Source organism: Streptomyces sp. NPDC029956 (assembly GCF_055574655.1).
On sequence record NZ_JBVHZJ010000025.1, the window covers coordinates 45,027 to 60,879 of the forward strand.

Annotated in this window: 17 protein-coding genes and 1 pseudogene; 11 read left to right on the plus strand and 7 right to left on the minus strand. The window is 73.4% G+C overall.

The window, feature by feature from the left end; all coding sequences use genetic code 11:
- Positions 1-56 precede the first annotated feature (56 nt).
- Together ACZ4XX_RS20990 and ACZ4XX_RS20995 are read right to left on the minus strand one after the other, a co-directional pair.
- A complete protein-coding gene (locus ACZ4XX_RS20990) occupies positions 57-650 on the minus strand; it encodes a TetR/AcrR family transcriptional regulator (RefSeq protein WP_468509355.1) in 594 nt (197 codons plus the stop codon).
- A 108-nt stretch (positions 651-758) separates the two neighbouring features.
- The gene (locus ACZ4XX_RS20995) at positions 759-1,559 is read right to left on the minus strand and encodes an SDR family oxidoreductase (RefSeq protein WP_468509356.1); all 801 of its coding nucleotides are present in this window, start codon (positions 1,557-1,559) and stop codon (positions 759-761) included.
- Positions 1,560-1,762: 203 nt separating this feature from the next.
- Here ACZ4XX_RS20995 and ACZ4XX_RS21000 point away from each other — a divergent pair, with 203 nt between their 5' ends.
- From ACZ4XX_RS21000 to ACZ4XX_RS21020, 5 genes and pseudogenes are all read left to right on the plus strand, one after another.
- Positions 1,763-3,052: an exo-beta-N-acetylmuramidase NamZ family protein gene (locus ACZ4XX_RS21000; protein ID WP_468509357.1), complete on the plus strand. Its 1,290-nt coding sequence runs from the start codon at positions 1,763-1,765 to the stop codon at positions 3,050-3,052.
- Positions 3,053-3,235: 183 nt separating this feature from the next.
- Positions 3,236-4,579: an erythromycin esterase family protein gene (locus tag ACZ4XX_RS21005; protein WP_468509358.1), complete on the plus strand. Its 1,344-nt coding sequence runs from the start codon at positions 3,236-3,238 to the stop codon at positions 4,577-4,579.
- Positions 4,580-4,773: 194 nt separating this feature from the next.
- Positions 4,774-6,120, plus strand: a complete 1,347-nt coding sequence (locus ACZ4XX_RS21010; protein ID WP_468509418.1) for an alpha/beta hydrolase family protein — start codon at positions 4,774-4,776, stop codon at positions 6,118-6,120.
- 234 nt (positions 6,121-6,354) lie between these two features.
- Positions 6,355-6,969: a hypothetical protein gene (locus ACZ4XX_RS21015; RefSeq protein ID WP_468509359.1), complete on the plus strand. Its 615-nt coding sequence runs from the start codon at positions 6,355-6,357 to the stop codon at positions 6,967-6,969.
- Between the two features lie 82 nt (positions 6,970-7,051).
- Positions 7,052-7,202 (plus strand): annotated as a pseudogene (locus tag ACZ4XX_RS21020) (3-keto-5-aminohexanoate cleavage protein); the annotation flags it as partial.
- A 53-nt stretch (positions 7,203-7,255) separates the two neighbouring features.
- On the opposite strand, the gene soxR reads toward ACZ4XX_RS21020, so the two are convergent.
- Positions 7,256-7,738, minus strand: coding sequence for a redox-sensitive transcriptional activator SoxR (gene soxR / locus ACZ4XX_RS21025; protein ID WP_468509360.1), 483 nt, complete (start codon positions 7,736-7,738; stop codon positions 7,256-7,258).
- Between the two features lie 124 nt (positions 7,739-7,862).
- Here soxR and ACZ4XX_RS21030 point away from each other — a divergent pair, with 124 nt between their 5' ends.
- Positions 7,863-8,324 carry a MaoC family dehydratase gene (locus ACZ4XX_RS21030; protein WP_468509361.1) on the plus strand — a complete coding sequence of 154 codons (462 nt, stop codon included), beginning with the start codon at positions 7,863-7,865 and terminating at the stop codon, positions 8,322-8,324.
- On the opposite strand, the gene ACZ4XX_RS21035 is transcribed toward ACZ4XX_RS21030, so the two are convergent.
- The 3 genes from ACZ4XX_RS21035 to ACZ4XX_RS21045 all read right to left on the minus strand — a co-directional run bounded on the left by ACZ4XX_RS21035 (position 8,315) and on the right by ACZ4XX_RS21045 (position 10,570).
- Positions 8,315-8,941: a TetR/AcrR family transcriptional regulator gene (locus ACZ4XX_RS21035; protein WP_468509362.1), complete on the minus strand. Its 627-nt coding sequence runs from the start codon at positions 8,939-8,941 to the stop codon at positions 8,315-8,317. The genes ACZ4XX_RS21030 and ACZ4XX_RS21035 overlap by 10 nt on opposite strands.
- A gap of 100 nt (positions 8,942-9,041) precedes the next feature.
- Positions 9,042-9,329 (minus strand): YiaA/YiaB family inner membrane protein, encoded by a 288-nt coding sequence (locus ACZ4XX_RS21040; RefSeq protein ID WP_030315864.1) that lies wholly within the window; start codon positions 9,327-9,329, stop codon positions 9,042-9,044.
- 89 nt (positions 9,330-9,418) lie between these two features.
- On the minus strand, positions 9,419-10,570 hold the full coding sequence (locus tag ACZ4XX_RS21045; RefSeq protein WP_468509363.1) for an acyl-CoA dehydrogenase family protein: 1,152 nt from the start codon (positions 10,568-10,570) through the stop codon (positions 9,419-9,421).
- A gap of 71 nt (positions 10,571-10,641) precedes the next feature.
- Between ACZ4XX_RS21045 and ACZ4XX_RS21050 the strand changes: the two genes are divergently transcribed.
- The 4 genes from ACZ4XX_RS21050 to ACZ4XX_RS21065 all read left to right on the plus strand — a co-directional run bounded on the left by ACZ4XX_RS21050 (position 10,642) and on the right by ACZ4XX_RS21065 (position 14,058).
- Positions 10,642-11,349 carry a TetR/AcrR family transcriptional regulator gene (locus ACZ4XX_RS21050; RefSeq protein WP_468509364.1) on the plus strand — a complete coding sequence of 236 codons (708 nt, stop codon included), beginning with the start codon at positions 10,642-10,644 and terminating at the stop codon, positions 11,347-11,349.
- A gap of 18 nt (positions 11,350-11,367) precedes the next feature.
- Positions 11,368-12,063: an ArsR/SmtB family transcription factor gene (locus ACZ4XX_RS21055; protein WP_468509365.1), complete on the plus strand. Its 696-nt coding sequence runs from the start codon at positions 11,368-11,370 to the stop codon at positions 12,061-12,063.
- A 191-nt stretch (positions 12,064-12,254) separates the two neighbouring features.
- Positions 12,255-13,169 carry a DMT family transporter gene (locus ACZ4XX_RS21060; protein ID WP_468509419.1) on the plus strand — a complete coding sequence of 305 codons (915 nt, stop codon included), beginning with the start codon at positions 12,255-12,257 and terminating at the stop codon, positions 13,167-13,169.
- 214 nt (positions 13,170-13,383) lie between these two features.
- Positions 13,384-14,058 carry a TetR family transcriptional regulator gene (locus tag ACZ4XX_RS21065; RefSeq protein ID WP_468509366.1) on the plus strand — a complete coding sequence of 225 codons (675 nt, stop codon included), beginning with the start codon at positions 13,384-13,386 and terminating at the stop codon, positions 14,056-14,058.
- 48 nt (positions 14,059-14,106) lie between these two features.
- Here ACZ4XX_RS21065 and ACZ4XX_RS21070 read toward each other — a convergent pair whose 3' ends face one another.
- Entirely contained in the window at positions 14,107-14,769 is a 663-nt protein-coding gene (locus tag ACZ4XX_RS21070; protein WP_468509367.1) for a TetR/AcrR family transcriptional regulator, read from the minus strand.
- A gap of 122 nt (positions 14,770-14,891) precedes the next feature.
- Here ACZ4XX_RS21070 and ACZ4XX_RS21075 point away from each other — a divergent pair, with 122 nt between their 5' ends.
- On the plus strand, positions 14,892-15,830 hold the full coding sequence (locus tag ACZ4XX_RS21075) for a DMT family transporter (protein WP_468509368.1): 939 nt from the start codon (positions 14,892-14,894) through the stop codon (positions 15,828-15,830).
- Positions 15,831-15,853 lie beyond the last annotated feature (23 nt).

Below are 15,853 nucleotides of genomic sequence, written 5' to 3' on the forward strand. Positions count from 1 at the left end.
GCGTCAGCGGGGTCTCGGCGCCGAACAGCGTCGGAGCGCCGTGGGCCCCGGCCGCCTCAGGGCCGCAGGGCCCGGAGCAGGAGGTCGGCGAGATGGCCGGCGACCTGCTCGGGGGTGAGCGGGCCGTCCGGGCGGTACCAGGTGGACAGGTGGTGCACCGAGCCGAAGTGGTAGTCGACGACCAGGTCGGCGGGGGTCGCCGAGGAGAAGACCCCGGCCCGCTGCCCCTCCTCGACCAGGGCGCGGAACCGCTCGTGGTAGCGCCGCCGTTCCGACCTGACCTGCTTGTTCTTCTCCGGGCTGAGGTGGTGCATGGAGCGGAAGAAGATGGCGGCGTCGTCGAGGTTCTCGATGGTGGTGACGACGACGTCGGCGGCGGCGCCGCGCAGCCGGTCCTCGATGGGGGCGTCGGCGTCCGCGAAGGCGTCGAGACGCTCCTGCTGGAGGCGCAGGACGCGGGAGTAGACCTCCTGGAGGAGGTCCTCCTTGGAACCGAAGTAGTGGTAGAGCGCACCCTTGGTGACCCCGGCGGCCTCGACGATCTCCTGGACGGAGGTGCGGTCGTACCCCTGCTCCGCGAAGAGCCGGGTGGCGGCGGCGAGGAGCCTCTGGGGGACGGGGGTGCCGCTCCCGTCCGTCGTCCTGGCCATGCTCCGCCGCCTTCCTTGGTGGTCGATCTCGTTGGTCGTTCTCGATGGTGCTTTTCGGTCAGGGAAACGGGTTCCCGCCGGTAGATCTTCGCATCCGATCGGGCCCGGCTATCGCGTGCCCGTCTCCCAGGCCTGCTGGACGTGGTTCATGGTGCCGAGCCAGCGCTCCGGGTCGGTGGCCCGGTTGCGGTAGTAGCCAGCCACCTCCGGGTGGGGCAGGACGAGGAAGCGGTCGGCGGAGATCGCGTCGAGAAGGGCGTCGGCGACGTCCTCGGGCTCGATGGCGGTGGGGGCGAGGACGAGTTCGCCGGCCGTTCCGGCGGCCGTGAGCATGTCCGTACGGACGCCCTGCGGGCAGATGGCGTGGACGGCGAGGCCGCGGTGCCGGTAGGTGAGGGAGAGCCATTCGGCGAAGGCGTACGCCCCGTGCTTGGAGGCGCTGTACGGCGCCGCGCCGATCATGGTGAGCAGTCCGGCGGCGGAGACCGTGGAGACGAAGCGGCCGCTGCCGCGCTCCAGCCAGCCGGGGAGCAGGGCGCGGGCCGCGCGGACGTGGGCCATGACGTTGACGTCCCACGCGGCGGCCCAGACGTCCTCGTCGGCGAAGGCGTCGCCCGGCGAGGAGAGGCCGGCGTTGGCGCACCAGATGTCGACGGTGCCGCCGAGGGCCTCGCGGGCCTCGTCGACGACGGCGGAGGCGTCACCGGGGACGGCGAAGGCGCCGATCTCCTCGGCGACCGCCTTGGTGCGGACGGGGTCGATGTCGTTGACGACGACCCGGGCCCCTTCGGCCGCGAACCGGCGGGCGAGGGCGGCACCGATGCCGCCGCCCGCTCCCGTGACGACGACTCCGGCGCCCTGGACCTGGTTCGTGCCCTGGTCCGTGCCCTGGTTCGTGCCCTCGCTCATGGACCCACCTCTCCGCTCGACGGCCTGTGGCGACCTGCTGATGGCGCGTGACGACCTGTGATGACGCGGACAGACTAACCAGTCGGTATGGAAAGACGGAAGAGTGTCGGCCGCACGCCTCGTTCCCGTGGGCGATCAGGACCGCTAGCGTGCGTGCCCATGTCACGCGCCCCGGCCGGGGACGGCGATCGAGGAGGTTTCGCATGGGCCTGTCGCGACGGAGTCTGCTGGCCGCCGGGGGCGCCCTGGGGGCGGTGGCGGCCACCGCCCCCACCGCCTCGGCCGGCGCGCCCGCCGCTCAGGCCGACGCGCCCGCCGCCGCGGCGGGGCGCCCGCACGGGCAGACGCGCGTACGGACCGGGTTCGAGCGCCTCGCCGACGACGGGTACGCGCTGCTCGCCGGGGAACGGGTCGGCATCGTCACCAACCCGACCGGCATCACCCGGGACGCCCGGCACATCGTGGACGTGATGCACGCCGAAGAGCGGGTGGACCTGGTGGCCGTCTTCGGCCCGGAGCACGGTTTCCGGGGCACCGCGCAGGCGGGCGGCTCCGAGGGACGGTACGACGACCCGGCCACCGGGCTTCCCGTCTACGACACGTACCTGAAGAGCGGGCAGCCGCTCGCGGACGTCTTCACCGCCTCCGGCGTGGACACGGTCGTCTTCGACATCCAGGACGCCGGAGCCCGCTTCTACACCTACATCTGGACGCTGTACGACTGCATGGTGGCCGCCGCGCTCGCCGGGAAGCGGTTCGTCGTCCTGGACCGGCCGAACCCGGTGACCGGCCGGGCGGCGCTGGGCCCCGTCCTGGACCGGGCGTTCGCCACCTTCGTCGGACGCGAGCCGATCGCGCAGGCGCACGGCATGACGGTGGCGGAGCTGGCCCGTCTCTTCAACGGCGAGTTCCTCGCGACGCCGGTCGCCCTGGAGACCGTACGGATGACGGGCTGGCGGCGGACGGACTTCTTCGACGCGACCGGGCTGCCCTGGGTGCCGCCGAGCCCCAACATGCCGACGCCCGAGACCGCGCTCGTCTACTCCGGCACCTGCCTGTTCGAGGGGACGAACCTCTCCGAGGGCCGTGGCACCACCCGCCCCTTCGAACTCCTCGGCGCGGAGGGGATCGACCGGAGGTGGGCGGAGGCGGCGAACGCGCTCGGCCTGCCCGGGGTCCGGTTCCGCGAGGCGTACTTCGCGCCGACCTTCTCGAAGTTCCAGGGGAAGACCGTGGGCGGGGTGCAGCTGCACGTCCACGACCGGGAGTCCTTCGATCCGGTACGGGCCGGGATCGGGCTCCTGGTCACCGCCCGGAGCTCGTGGTCCGGCTTCGCCTGGCGGGCGGACAACTGGATCGACAAGCTGACCGGGTCGACGCGGGTGCGGACGCTGATCGACGCCGGCGCGGGGGTGGACGAGGTCGTCGGGGCGTGGCGGACGGACCTGACGGCCTTCCGGGCGGTACGGAGGGAGTACCTGCTCTACCGCTGAGGCGGCTCGGGCCGGAGCAGGCGGGCTGCACCGCCGAGGCGGGTCGCCCCGGAGCGGGCGGGCTCCACCCTCGGGCGGGTCGACCCGGAGCGGGCAAGGTGGCGGCGGGTGGGGTTGCCCCCATGATCGACAGGGGTGCGGGCGGGATGTCCCGGAGACGTCCCGCCGGCCAGGCTTGACCCCATGAACCTCTCCGGTACCTCCTTACGACGCCGCCTGCCCCTCGTCGGGCTCCTCCTGGCCGCCTGCCTCGGCTCCCTGGCGCCCGCCGCCGGGGCCGCCGGCCCCTCGTCCGCTCCCGATCCCGCGCGTGAACTCGCCCGCACGGCGGCGCCGTTGACCGATCTCCGGCCGCTCGACCGGATGATCGGCTCGGCCAAGGTCGTCGGCATCGGCGAGGCCACCCACAGCTCGGCGGAGTTCTTCACCACCAAGCACCGGATCTTCGAGCACCTGGTGGAGCGCAAGGGCTTCACCACCTTCGCCCTGGAGGCCAACTGGTCCACCGGGCTGCTCGTCGACGAGTGGGTGCGCACCGGCCGCGGCGACATCCGGGCGATCATGCGGGACGAGTTCCAGGAGTCGTACCGCCTCTGGAACACCGAGGAGTACCTCGACCTCTTCCGCTGGATGCGGCGGCACAACCAGCTCCACCCCGACCACCAGGTCCGCTTCATGGGCAACGACCTCGGCTACGCGGGCGCGAACCTCTTCGACCGCGTGACCTCGTACGTGGCCCGTACCCGTCCCGCGCTCCTCCCCCGCTTCGAGGAGCTGTACCGGACTTCGCGCCCGACGGGCGACGCCGAGGCCTGGATGAAGGGGTACCTGACCAAGCCGCGCCCCGAGCGGCAGCGGATGGCCGCCGACGTGAACACGGCGCTCGCCCTCCTGGAACGGCAGCGGCCCGCGAAGGACCCCGGCGCGCGAGAGGAGGCCCGCTGGGCGGTGCAGCACGCGCGGGCCATCGCCCAGGTCGGCACCGAGTACGCCCACGACATGCTGACGGACGCCGGCATCGCCGAGGCCATGCTCTACCGCGACCGGGTCATGGCCGAGAACACCGTGTGGTGGCAGCGGCAGACCGGCGACCGGATCGTGCTCTCCGCGCACAACGGGCACGTCGGCTACGAGACCCCGAAGCCCGACCAGTACCCGCGGCTCCAGGGCGCCTTCCTGCGGGACGCCCTCGGCCGGGACTACGTGAGCGTCGGCACCTCGTTCGGGCAGGGGTCGTTCAACGCGCACGACACCGAGGCCCCCGGCGAGCCGCTGCGGCCCTTCACCCTCGGCACGCTCGGCCCGGACAGCAACGCCCACACCCTGGACCGGGTCTCGCCCCGCGCCTTCTACCTGGACCTGCGGCACACGACACCGGCCGCGCGCGACTGGCTCGGCGTCGCCCGGCCGACCCGGGGCATCGGAACGGCGTACCCCTGGCCCGACGCCGAGCACCGGGCCCGCCTCTCGACCGCGTACGACCTGCTGATCCACTTCCCCCGGATCACGGCGGCGCGTATCCGCTGAGGCGGGCGGCACGGACGGGACGGCCGTGGCGGTACGGGGGTCGGCCACGGGCCGTCCGAAAAGGTACGCCTACCGGTCGAGGTCTGGCCGGGGCCACGCGCGGGCATGCTGGCCCTGGAGCCGCCGCCCGCGCTCGGCGCGTCCTGGGTGCGACGGCCACCTCGACGGAGAGGGACGGGTCGGCCGTGAGCGGGATGAGTGTGGAGCCGTACCGGGAGATCACCTTCGACAAGGAGGGCGACGGACCCGCGGGGCAGCCCGCGGCCCTCGCCGCACTGGCCCGGCAGGGCGTCACCGACCTGGTGGTGTTCGCGCACGGGTGGAACAGTTCCCCGGCCGGGGCCACCCGGCTCTGCTCCGACTTCTTCGAGCCCTTCCCCGGTCTGCTCGCCCCCGGCGTCGAGGCCGGGTACGCGGGTGTGATCTGGCCGTCGATGATGTTCACCGGTGAGCCGGTGCCCGACTACCGGGCCCTCGTGACGGTCCTTCCGGAGAAGGAACCGGTCCTCGACCGGCTCACCGAACTCCTGGTGACGGCGCCGGCGGACGAGGCGGCGTTCGCCGAGTTCGGGGCGCTGCTGCGGGAGCTGACGGACGTCGCCGCCGGTGAGGCCGACGGGGCGGGCGCCGCCGGGCCCAGGGAAGCGGTGCCGGAGTTCCTGGTCGGGGATCCGGTGGAGGTGTGCGCTCTGTTCACCGAGGCGCTGGAGGCGGACGCCGGACGGCCGGGGGCCCTCGGGCAGGGGTCCGGGCAGGGCCCCGGCCCCGCGGAGGGCTTCGGTGAGGGCTTCGGGCAGGGCTTCGGAGGGGTCTCCGGCCCGGCGGAGGGCCTCGGGGAGGGCTCTGGCGAGGGCTTCGGGGAAGGCTTCGGCGAGGGGCTCAGGCGGTACTGGAAGGGGGCCCGCGAAGTCCTGCGGCAGGCCACGTACTACGTGATGAAGAAGCGGGCCGGTCACGTCGGCGAGTTCGGCCTCGGGCCGCTGCTCGGCGAGGTCGCCCGCGCCGCCCCCCGCCTCCGCGTCCACCTGGTCGGCCACAGCATGGGCGCCCGGCTCGTCGCGTACGCGCTGAAGGGGCTGCCGTCGGGGGCCCGCCCGGTGGCCTCCGTGACCCTCCTCCAGGGCGCCTTCTCGCACTACGCGTTCGCGGCCCGGCTGCCGCACGACCCCGGGCGCGCGGGGTCGCTGCGGGACCTGCAGAACCGGGTCCGGGGGCCCGTGGTGGCCTGCTACTCGCGGCACGACACGGCGCTCGGCGTGTTCTACCCGCTGGCGTCCCGGCTCGCGGGCGACTCGGCGTCGCTGACCCGGGCCGCCGGGCTGCTCGGCTCGGACGACCCGCGCTGGGCGGCGATCGGGCACGACGGCGTCCAGGCGGTGCCCGGGACGGTCGTACGGCCGCTGGCGACGCTGCTGCGCGAAGGAGTGCCGTCCTCGGGGTGCGTGAGCGTCGACACGGCGGACGCGGTCCGTTCCCACAGCGACATCTGCCGCGCGGAGCTGGCCCGGGTGGTCGTGTCCGCGGCGCGGACGGGCAGGTAGAGGCGCGGACGGGCAGGTGGAAGGGGGTACGGGCCTTCCCCGGACCGTCCTCGGGAGCTCGCCGCCGCCCCGCCCGCGGCCCCTCCACGCCTCGCCGGACTCCTGCGTTCCGCCCTTCCTCGGAGGCCCCTCGGTCCCCACTGATGGCTCCCATCCGAATTTCGATGGAACACGACGGCGCGCTCGTTCGTCCCTCTGATACCACGGAACGACCAGCGACGGAGGTGGCGGGAGATGGCCGGTTTCCGGAGTCTCGCGAGACAGGTGCGCGATCCGGGGTGCGACACGGCCCTGCGCAGGTATTCGCTGCGCAAGTGTCTGGAGCGGTTCGCGCCGTACGGGCACCGGGCGACGTGGGACCACCTGTGCAGCAGGCACAGGTTCGGACCGGAGGACCGGGAGCTCGACCCCGGGCGGCTGATCGCCGCGCTCGACGAGCTGGAGGAGGCGCGGGCCGTGTGGCTCGCGTACGAGGAGGAGTTCGCCGCCCGGCGGCGGCGCGAGAAGCACGAGGGGCTGCGCCGGCCCGGCGCCCTCGACGACTGGCACCGGCGGGTCTGGGGCGGCAACGGCGTGGTGCGGTGCGGCGATCCGGCCGTGCACCCGTCGGACCCGCTGCCCGAGGTGCTGCGGCGGCTGATCGCCGCCCTGGAGAGCGACCCGGGCGAGCGGTGCCCGGTGTGCGCGGGCCCGCGCATCGAATGGGCCGGTCCCGGCGACCGGTACGAACCGTGGCTCGGCCCGGTCTGCGGGGACTGCGGGGTGGGCGTGCCGCGTGCCGTCCTCACCTCGGGGGCGCTGGCCCGCGCCCGTGACGAGCGGAGCCGCTCGCTGGCATCGGCGGCGTGAGCCCGGGGGGACCCGAGGTTCCGCGTGTTCCGGCGTGGACGCCGGTGGTTCAGGTCTGTCTCAACGGGTCACGGGGGCCCGGGGATGCGGCGGCGGAGCCCGTCCGGTCCTGCGGCTCGCCCCGGCGGCTGGGCCTCGTCGCCCGGATCGGTCTCGAGGACACCGTGCACCTGCCGGACGGCACCCGGGCGCGCTCCGACGCGGAGCTGGTCACCGCGGCCCTCGCGGGGTAGGTCCTGTCGTCACGTTCCCGCCGCCGCCCGGCAGGGGAGCGTGACGGCAGGGCCTAGTCGTCGTCGCCGTCCGGGGCCGGGGTGCGTACCGGCAGCAGGCGGGAGCCCGCCATCCGCTCACCGAAGGCGTCGTCGGGGTTGGAGAGCACGCAGGTCTCCAGGGAGAGGCAGCCGCAGCCGATGCAGTCCGTCAGGTGGTCGCGGAGCCGGCCGAGCTGTTTGATGCGCTCGTCCAGCTCCGTGCGCCAGGCCGCGGAGAGCCGGGCCCAGTCCTCGTTCGTCGGCGTGCGCTCCTCCGGGAGCTGCGCGAGGGCCTGGCGGATCGTCGCCAGCGGGATCCCCACGCGCTGCGCGGCGCGGACGAAGGCGACCCGCCGCAGGGTGTCGCGGCCGTAGCGGCGCTGGTTGCCGGTGGTGCGGCGGCTGCTGATGAGCCCCTTCGCCTCGTAGAAGTGGAGGGCGGAGACGGCGGCCCCGCTACGGGCGGAGAGCTGGCCGACGGTGAGCTCGTGGATCTTCTCTGGAATCTGCGGCACCCCGCGACCCTACTGGTCCGTTGACAGCGGACCGCTCACCCCACATGCTGAGCAAGCGCTTAGATACCGACCGTTGGGTATGCCGTACCAGGTGGGGTATGCCGGACCAGAAGGGAACAGGAACATGGCCGAGCCGAGGATCTTCACCTCCGCCGAGGAGCTGCGCGCGGGGGTCGGCGAACAGCTGGGGCACAGTGACTGGGTGGAGATCGACCAGAAGCGGATCGACCTCTTCGCCGACGCGACCGGGGACCACCAGTGGATCCACGTGGACCCGGAGCGCGCGGCCGGCGGCCCGTTCGGCACGACCATCGCGCACGGCTATCTGACGCTGTCGCTGCTCCCGCTGTTCGTGCCGCAGGTGCTGCGGGTCGAGGGCATGAAGATGGGCCTCAACTACGGCACGGAGAAGGTGCGTTTCCCCGCACCCGTGCCGGTCGGCTCGCGGCTGCGCGCCACGGCCGTCCTGACCAAGGTCGAGGAGGCCGGCGGCGGTGTGCAGGTGACGGCGGCCGTGACGGTGGAGCGCGAGGGCTCGGAGAAGCCGGTCTGCGTCGCCGAGTCGGTCTCCCGCTACTACTTCTGAGCGCCGACCATCCTGAGGACGAGGTCGGCGTAGAGCGCGCCGACCTCGTCGGGCGACCGGCGCCCCTGGGCGTTGAACCAGCGGGAGACGTCGATGCAGAGCGAGAGCACGGCGACCGTGGTGCCCGCGACGTCCGGCACGTCGAACTCGCCCGCCGCCACGCCCTCGTCGATGATGCCGCGCACCGCCGCGTCGGACAGGCGGCGCAGCTCCACGATCTCGGCCCGGTGCTCGGGGCCGAGGGCGTCGAGTTCGTACTGGACGACCCGCGCGGTGGTGTGGCGCTCGGCGTGCCAGCGGACGAAGGAGCGGACGGCGTCGGCGAGGCGCTCGGCGGCCGTGCCCTCGCCGGCGGCCGCGGCCCGGAGGATCTCCAGGGCCTTGTCGTGCCCGATGCGGCTGATCCGGTGGAGCAGCTCTTCCTTCGTCTTGTAGTGGATGTAGAGCGCGGCCGGGCTCATCCCCGCACGGCCGGCGATGTCCCGGGTGGTGGTGGCGTGGTAGCCGCGCTCGGCGAACGCCTCGACGGCGGCCACCAGCAGTCGCCGGGCCGCCTCGGGCGTGACCTCGCCCCAGGGCATGTCCTCGCCCCCGGGCGTCTCCTCCGCCGTGCTCATCCCACACTCCCTCTCGGACCCCGTCAGGACGCTCACCATACCAACGAGGGTGAGCAAGCGCTTAGAGACCGGGAGTGGCAGCTCAGGCCCCGGCGAGCGGTCAGAGCTTCTGGAAGGGGTCGTGCTCGGCGAGCAGTTTCTCCAGACGGGCCTGGTCGACCCGGCTGACGATCTGCCCGGCCTCCTGGCGGTCGCGGACGACCTTGGCGAGCGTGAAGGCCGAGGTGGTGAGGTAGAGGACCGCGACGGCGAGGAAGGCGCGGACCCAGGCGCTGGCCTCCAGCTGGTAGATGCCGACGGCCACGGCGCCGAGGGCGAGCGAGAAGGAGGCGACGGCCTGGGCGTAGTAGGCGGCGGTGTTCTGCTGCTTGACCGGTGTGTCACTCATGGGGCACAGCATCCGGCGGATGCGGCCGGCGCCACATCCGTCCGCGTACTCAGCGAGGTACTCAGAAGCGCCCCGCCGGGGTGACGGGGTCAGAACGCCGAGACCCCCGTCAGCGCCCGGCCGATGATGAGCTTCTGGATCTGGCTGGTGCCCTCGTACAGGGTCATGACGCGGGCGTCCCGGAGGAGCTTGCCGACCGGGTACTCGTCGATGTAGCCGTAGCCGCCGAAGACCTGGAGGGCGTTGTTCGCTGCGCGGACGGCGGCCTCGGAGGCGTACAGCTTCGCCTTGGAGGCGGCGGTCGCGAAGTCCCGGCCGCGGTCGATCAGGTCGGCGACCCGCCAGGTGAGCAGCCGGGCGGCGTCCACGTCGACGGCGATGTCGCTGATCAGCTCCTGCACGAGCTGGTACGAGGCGATGGGCTTGCCGAACTGCTCGCGCTCCCCGGCGTACCGGACGGCCGCGTCGAGGGCGGCCTGGGCGATGCCGACGCAGCCGGCGGCGACGGACATCCGGCCCTTGGCGAGGGCGGACATGGCGACGGTGAAGCCCTTGCCCTCGGGGCCGAGCATCGCGGCGGCGGGGACGCGGACGTCCTCGAGGACGAGTTCGGCGGTGGCCTGGCCGCGCAATCCGAGCTTGCCGTGGATGGCGCGGCTGGTGAGGCCGGGGGCGTCGGTGGGGACGAGGAAGGCGGAGACACCCTTGTGGCCCGGGGTGTCGCCGGTGCGGGCGAAGAGCAGCACGACCTCGGCCCAGGTGCCGTTGGTGATGAACATCTTGGTGCCGCTGAGGAGGTAGTCGTCTCCGTCGCGCACGGCCCGGGTCGCAAGGTTCCCGGCGTCGGATCCGGTGCCGGGCTCGGTGAGGCCGAAGCAGCCGAGCGCCTCGCCGGAGGCGAGTCGGGGCAGCCACTCCCGCTTCTGGTCCTCGCTGCCCCAGGCGGCGACGGTCTTGGCGACCAGGCCGAGGGAGACGGAGACGATGCCTCGCACGGAGGAGTCGCCGCGGCCGAGTTCCTCGGTGACGAGGCAGTACGCGAGGTGGTCGCCGCCGGAGCCGCCGTACTCCTCCGGGAGGGTGAGCCCGAGGAAGCCGACGGCGCCGAGCTTCTTCACGATCGCCCGGTCCACCTCCTCGGCGCGGTCCCACGCCGCGGCGTGCGGGGTGACCTCGCGCGCGACGAAGTCCTCGGCGAGCCGCCGTACGGCTTCCTGCTCCTCGCTGAGTTCCAGATTCATGCGGCGCCCACCTCACCCGACCATTTAATTACCACTGCTAGTTTTTGCGGTGCAGGCCTACTATGTGCGCCATGGCCCGACCGCGCAAGCCCCTGCTCAGCCGAGACCGCATCGTCGAGACGGCGGGCGCGCTCGTGGACGCGGAGGGCCTCGGCGCACTCTCGACCCGGCGGCTCGCGGCCGAACTCGGGGTGAGCGGGCCCTCGCTCTACAACCACTTCCGCACCAAGGACGAGATCCTCGACGCCGTCGCCGACGCGGTGAGCGCCAAGATCGATCTGTCGATGTTCGCGGAGGACGACGGCCGCGACTGGCAGACGGCGCTGCACGACTGGGCCGTCTCCTACCGCGCCGCCCTCGCCGACCACCCGCACATCGTCCCGGTCCTCGCCCAGGGGCCCGGCCGCCGCCCGGCGGGCCTGCGCGTCGCGGACGCCGTCTTCGGCACGATGGTCCGCGCGGGCTGGCCGCCGGCCCAGGCCACCTCCATCGGCGCGCTGATGCGGTACTTCATCACCGGCTCGGCCCTCGGCTCCTTCGCCCGCGGCTTCGTCGACGACGAGGCGGCCTACGACCCGGCCGACTACCCCCACCTCGGCCAGGCGCACCGCCTCGCCGAGCACCGGCAGAAGGTCGACGAGGGCGCCTTCGCCACGGGCCTGCGGGCACTGCTCGACGGGCTGCGGCTGCAGTACGAGGCCCAGGTGAACGAGGCCTCGGCGCTGCCCGCCGGCCGCTCCTCCGCCCCGCGGGACGGTTCGGCCACCGCCGAAGCGTGAGTACGGGAGGCTGGACGCATGGCAGCCAGTGACCTCGCCGCGCTCGCGGCGCTCTTCGCGGACGAGACCCGCGCCACGTTCCTGCTCGCCCTGCTCGACGGGCGGGCCTGGACCTCCGGGGAACTCGCCCGGCACGCGGGCGTGGCCCCCTCCACCGCCAGCGAGCACCTCGGCAGGCTCGTCACCGGCGGGGTGCTCGCGGAGGAACGGCAGGGCCGCCACCGGTACGTGCGTCTCGCCGACCCGGGGATCGCGCATCTCGTGGAGGACCTGGCCACCCGGTCCGAGCCGGCGGTGGCCCCGCCGCCCCGCTCGCTGGGCGCCGCGAGCGCCGGACGGGCGATGGCCCGGGGCCGGACCTGCTACGACCATCTCGCCGGGCGGCTCGGCATCGCGATCACCGAGGCGATGACGGTCCGCGGACTGCTGCGCCAGGACACCGGGTTCGCGCTCACGGACCGCGGTCTGGCCTGGTTCGACGAGCTGGGCGTCCCTCTCGTACGGCAGAGGCGGCGACCCGTGGCGCGCGGCTGCCTCGACTGGACCGAGCGTCGGCCGCACCTCGCGGGCCTCGCGGGCGCCGCGCTCTGCCGGCACGCGCTCGACGACGAGTGGTGCGTACGGATCGGGTCCGAGCGGGCCGTGAAGGTGACCGGGCGGGGCGAGCGCGCGCTGTACGCGAACCTGGGCATCGCTCCGGAGGAGCTGCGATGAGGCGGCTGCGACAGGGCGGCTCCGAGCCCGGCACCGACTCCGGCCCTGGTTCCGGCTCCGACCCCGCCCCCGGGTCCGACCCCGCCCCCGGCTCCGACCCCGCCCCCGCCCCCGGCTCCGGCTCCGGCTCCGGCTCCGGCTCCGGGGATATTGCGGTGAGTGCCGAAGGGTCCGCGCCCTACCGTCAGGCCATGCAGAAGCAATCCTCGCGGCTCGCCCTCGCCGCCGCCGCCGTCACGGTCGTCCTGTGGGCCTCCGCCTTCGTCTCCATCCGCAGCGCCGGAGAGGCCTACTCCCCCGGCGCGCTCGCCCTCGGGCGACTGCTCGCCGGCGCCCTGGTCCTGGGAGCCGTCCTCCTGATCCGGCGGGAGGGGCTGCCGCCCCGGGCGGCCTGGCCGGGAATCCTGGTCTCCGGCCTGCTCTGGTTCGGGGTGTACATGGTGGTGCTCAACTGGGGCGAGCAGGAGGTCGACGCGGGGACGGCGGCGATGGTGGTGAACATCGGACCGATCCTGATCGCCCTGCTCGGCGCCCGCTTCCTGGGGGAGTCCCTGCCGCCGCGGCTGCTCGCGGGCATGGCCGTCTCCTTCGCGGGCGCGGTGGTCGTGGGCCTCTCCATGTCCCGCGCCTCCTCCGGCGCGCACGCCTCGCTGCTCGGCGTACTCCTCTGTGTCCTGGCGGCGATGGCGTACGCGGGCGGGGTCGTGGCGCAGAAGCCGGCGCTCGCCCACGGCAGCGCCCTCCAGGTGACGACGTTCGGGTGTCTGGTGGGGTCGGTGGCCTGTCTGCCGTTCGCCGGGCAGCTGGTCGACGAGGCGGGCCGGGCCCCGCTGCCGGCGACCCTGAACATGGTCTACCTGGGGGTGTTCCCGACCGCGCTCGCGTTCACGACCTGGGCCTACGCCCTGGCCCGGACGACCGCGGGGCGGATGGGCGCGACGACGTACGCCGTCCCCGCCCTGGTGGTGCTGATGGCATGGCTGTTCCTCGGCGAACTGCCGGGGTTGCTCACGCTCGCCGGGGGCGCGCTGTGCCTGGCAGGGGTGGCTGTATCCCGCTCACGCGCGCGGACCCCCGCCGGCGCCGGAACGGCTGAATCCACCTGACAGGGCATGGCTCCGGTTCCGGTCACTTCACGCACCCCCGGGGTCGGGTGTGCGCCCGCGACCTGGAGGGGAGATGCCCGTCAAGCCCCAGTTCCGGCCGATGGGGCGAGAGGGCACGTTTCGTGGCCCCCCGGCCGGATAGTTTCGAGTCGGTCACAGGCGCGGGCCGGAACATCACGCTCCGGCACCTTCTCGCAAGCCGACGGGGGAGCTCATGGCGATTCAGCAGCGGGCGGAACGTACAAGACAGGAAATCCTGGCGGCGGCCGCAAGGGTGTTCGACAGGCATGGGTACGAGCGGGCCTCGCTCGCCAGGATCGCCGGCGAGGCCCGGGTGACCACCGGCGCGCTCGTCTTCCACTTCGCAACGAAGTCGGAGCTCGCGACGGCGGTCCACGGGCGGGCCCACGCGGCCACCCGGATCACGGTCGAGTCGGCGTGCCTCTCCACGGAGGGCGTCGGCGGCACCGCGATCGACAAACTGGTGATCGCCACGCACGCGCTGATCCGGCTCTTCGAGACCGACCCGACGGCGCGGGCCGGTGAACGCCTCGCGCGGGAACTGCAATTAGCCGACCCGGGGTTCTCCCGGGACTGCCCCTGGCGGCGCGAGGTGGCGCGCCTGGCACGCTACGCGGAGGCCGAGAAGGCCCTGCGTCCCGGCGTGGACGCGACGGCGGTCGCCGCGCTGATCGGCTATGTGATCACCGGGGTCGAGCTGGAGATGCGCTGCCCGAACGGTCCGTCCGACGAGTGCTGGCCCACCGACGACCCCAGGAGCGTCGACAACGGCGCCCTGCACGGTCCGGCCGAGCAACGACTCGACCGGATCTGGAAGTTGATCCTCCCCGGCCTGGTCCATCCGGCCGGGCGACGGTCCGGCGCATAGCCGCACGGGCGCCCCGGGAAGCGGCGACCGGGGGCGCGCCGCCCCGCCTCACCCGCCCGAACGCAGCAGCTGGCGCGCGAAGTCGGCGAGGGAACGGCCGATGCGTTCGGTCGACAGGCCGAGTTCGTGCCGCTGGAACTGGTAGAGCTCGGGTGACAGCGGGCTGAGCGCGATGTCGATCAGCGGGTCCGGGTCCTGGATCCCGTGGTCGACGAGCAGCGTGCGGACGTGCACGCGCCAGAAGCCGTACGCGCCCGTCCGGAAGCGCGCGGGGCCGGTCTCCGCGCCGAGTGCCAGCGGCAGGTGCCGTTCCAGGAGATCGAGCATCGCCAGGTAGAACGCCGCCAGCCGCTCCCCCGCGGGTGCGCCGGGGCCGAGCGGCGGCGGGCCGTAGATGAGCTGGCCCTGGAGCCGGCGCTCGTGCTCGTCGAGCAGCGCGACGGCGACCGACGAGGGATCGGGGAAGCTCCGGTAGAGAGTGGCCCGACCCACCCCCGCGGCCTTGGCGATGCGGTCCATGGTGACCGTCCGCGGATCCTGCTGGGCGAAGAGCTGCTCGGCCGCGGCCAGGATCTGCGCACGGTTGCGTTCCGCGTCCGCGCGTCTGCGCGGGGCGACCGGCTGGTCGTCCGCGGCCTGGAGATCACCGAGGAGCCCGCCGACCCGGTGGACGGAGGCGGCCCCACGACCCCGCTGCTCGTCGTCACTCATGCACCAGACCTTACTTCCCCTGGAGCTAAGTGGACACCTTGTCCGTTTGCTATGTCCCGTGGCATGCTAAACGGACTCAGTGTCCACTTATCCGCTCGCCATCCCGCCCCAGGGAGATCCAGATGCACACCGCGCTCCTCGCCGCGGCCCTGCTGGTCGGCTGCCTCCTGGCCGTCCAGGCCTCGGTGAACCTCCAGCTCAACTCGGCCGTCGGCACCCCGTACGGCGCCTCGACCATCCAGCTCGGCGTCGCGACCGGTCTGCTGACCGTGCTCGCGGTGGCGGCCGGAGCGCTCGGCGCGCTCGGCAAACTCCCCGATGTCGAGCCCTGGCAGCTGCTCGGCGGACTCGCCAGTCCGCTCTACATCACCAGCGGCATCCTGCTCTTCCCACGGCTCGGCGCCCTCGCCGCCGTCGGACTCTTCGTCACCGGCCAGATGTTCGCCTCGCTCGCACTCGACCTCTTCGGTCTCCTCGGCCTCCAGAAGCAGGACCTGAGCGCCGGGATCGTCATCGGCGCCGTGGCCGTGCTCGCCGGCATCGTCGTGATCATCCGGGGCATGAAGGCGGCAGCCCCTCCCGGCGCCCCCAGGATGTCGAGCGCCGGCCGCGCGGGCTGGCTCGCCCTCGGCATCCTCGCCGGAGCCGTACTGCCCGTACAGGGCGCGGTCAACGCCCAGCTGCGCGCCCAGCTCAAGCAGCCCGTCACCGTCGCCGTGATCAGCTTCGCCGTGGCGACGTTCACCATCGCCGTCGTCCTGCTCGTCCTGTACGCGACCCGGAAGACGCCGAAGCCCAAGATCGCCCCGCTGAAGAAGATGCCCTGGTGGGGCTGGCTCGGTGGTGCCTGCGCCGCCGCCTACGTCACCGGGACCTTCCTGCTCATCCCCGAGATCGGGGCGGCCGTGACCATCGCCCTCACCGTGACCGGACAGCAGCTCACCTCGGCCCTGATCGACCACAAGGGCCTCTTCAAGCTCCCCCAGCGCTCGCTCACGAAGCCGCGCACCCTGGGCCTCGCCCTGCTGATCGCCGGCTCCCTGACCATCCAGCTCGTCTGACCGAGGCCGGCGCTCCCCCGGGA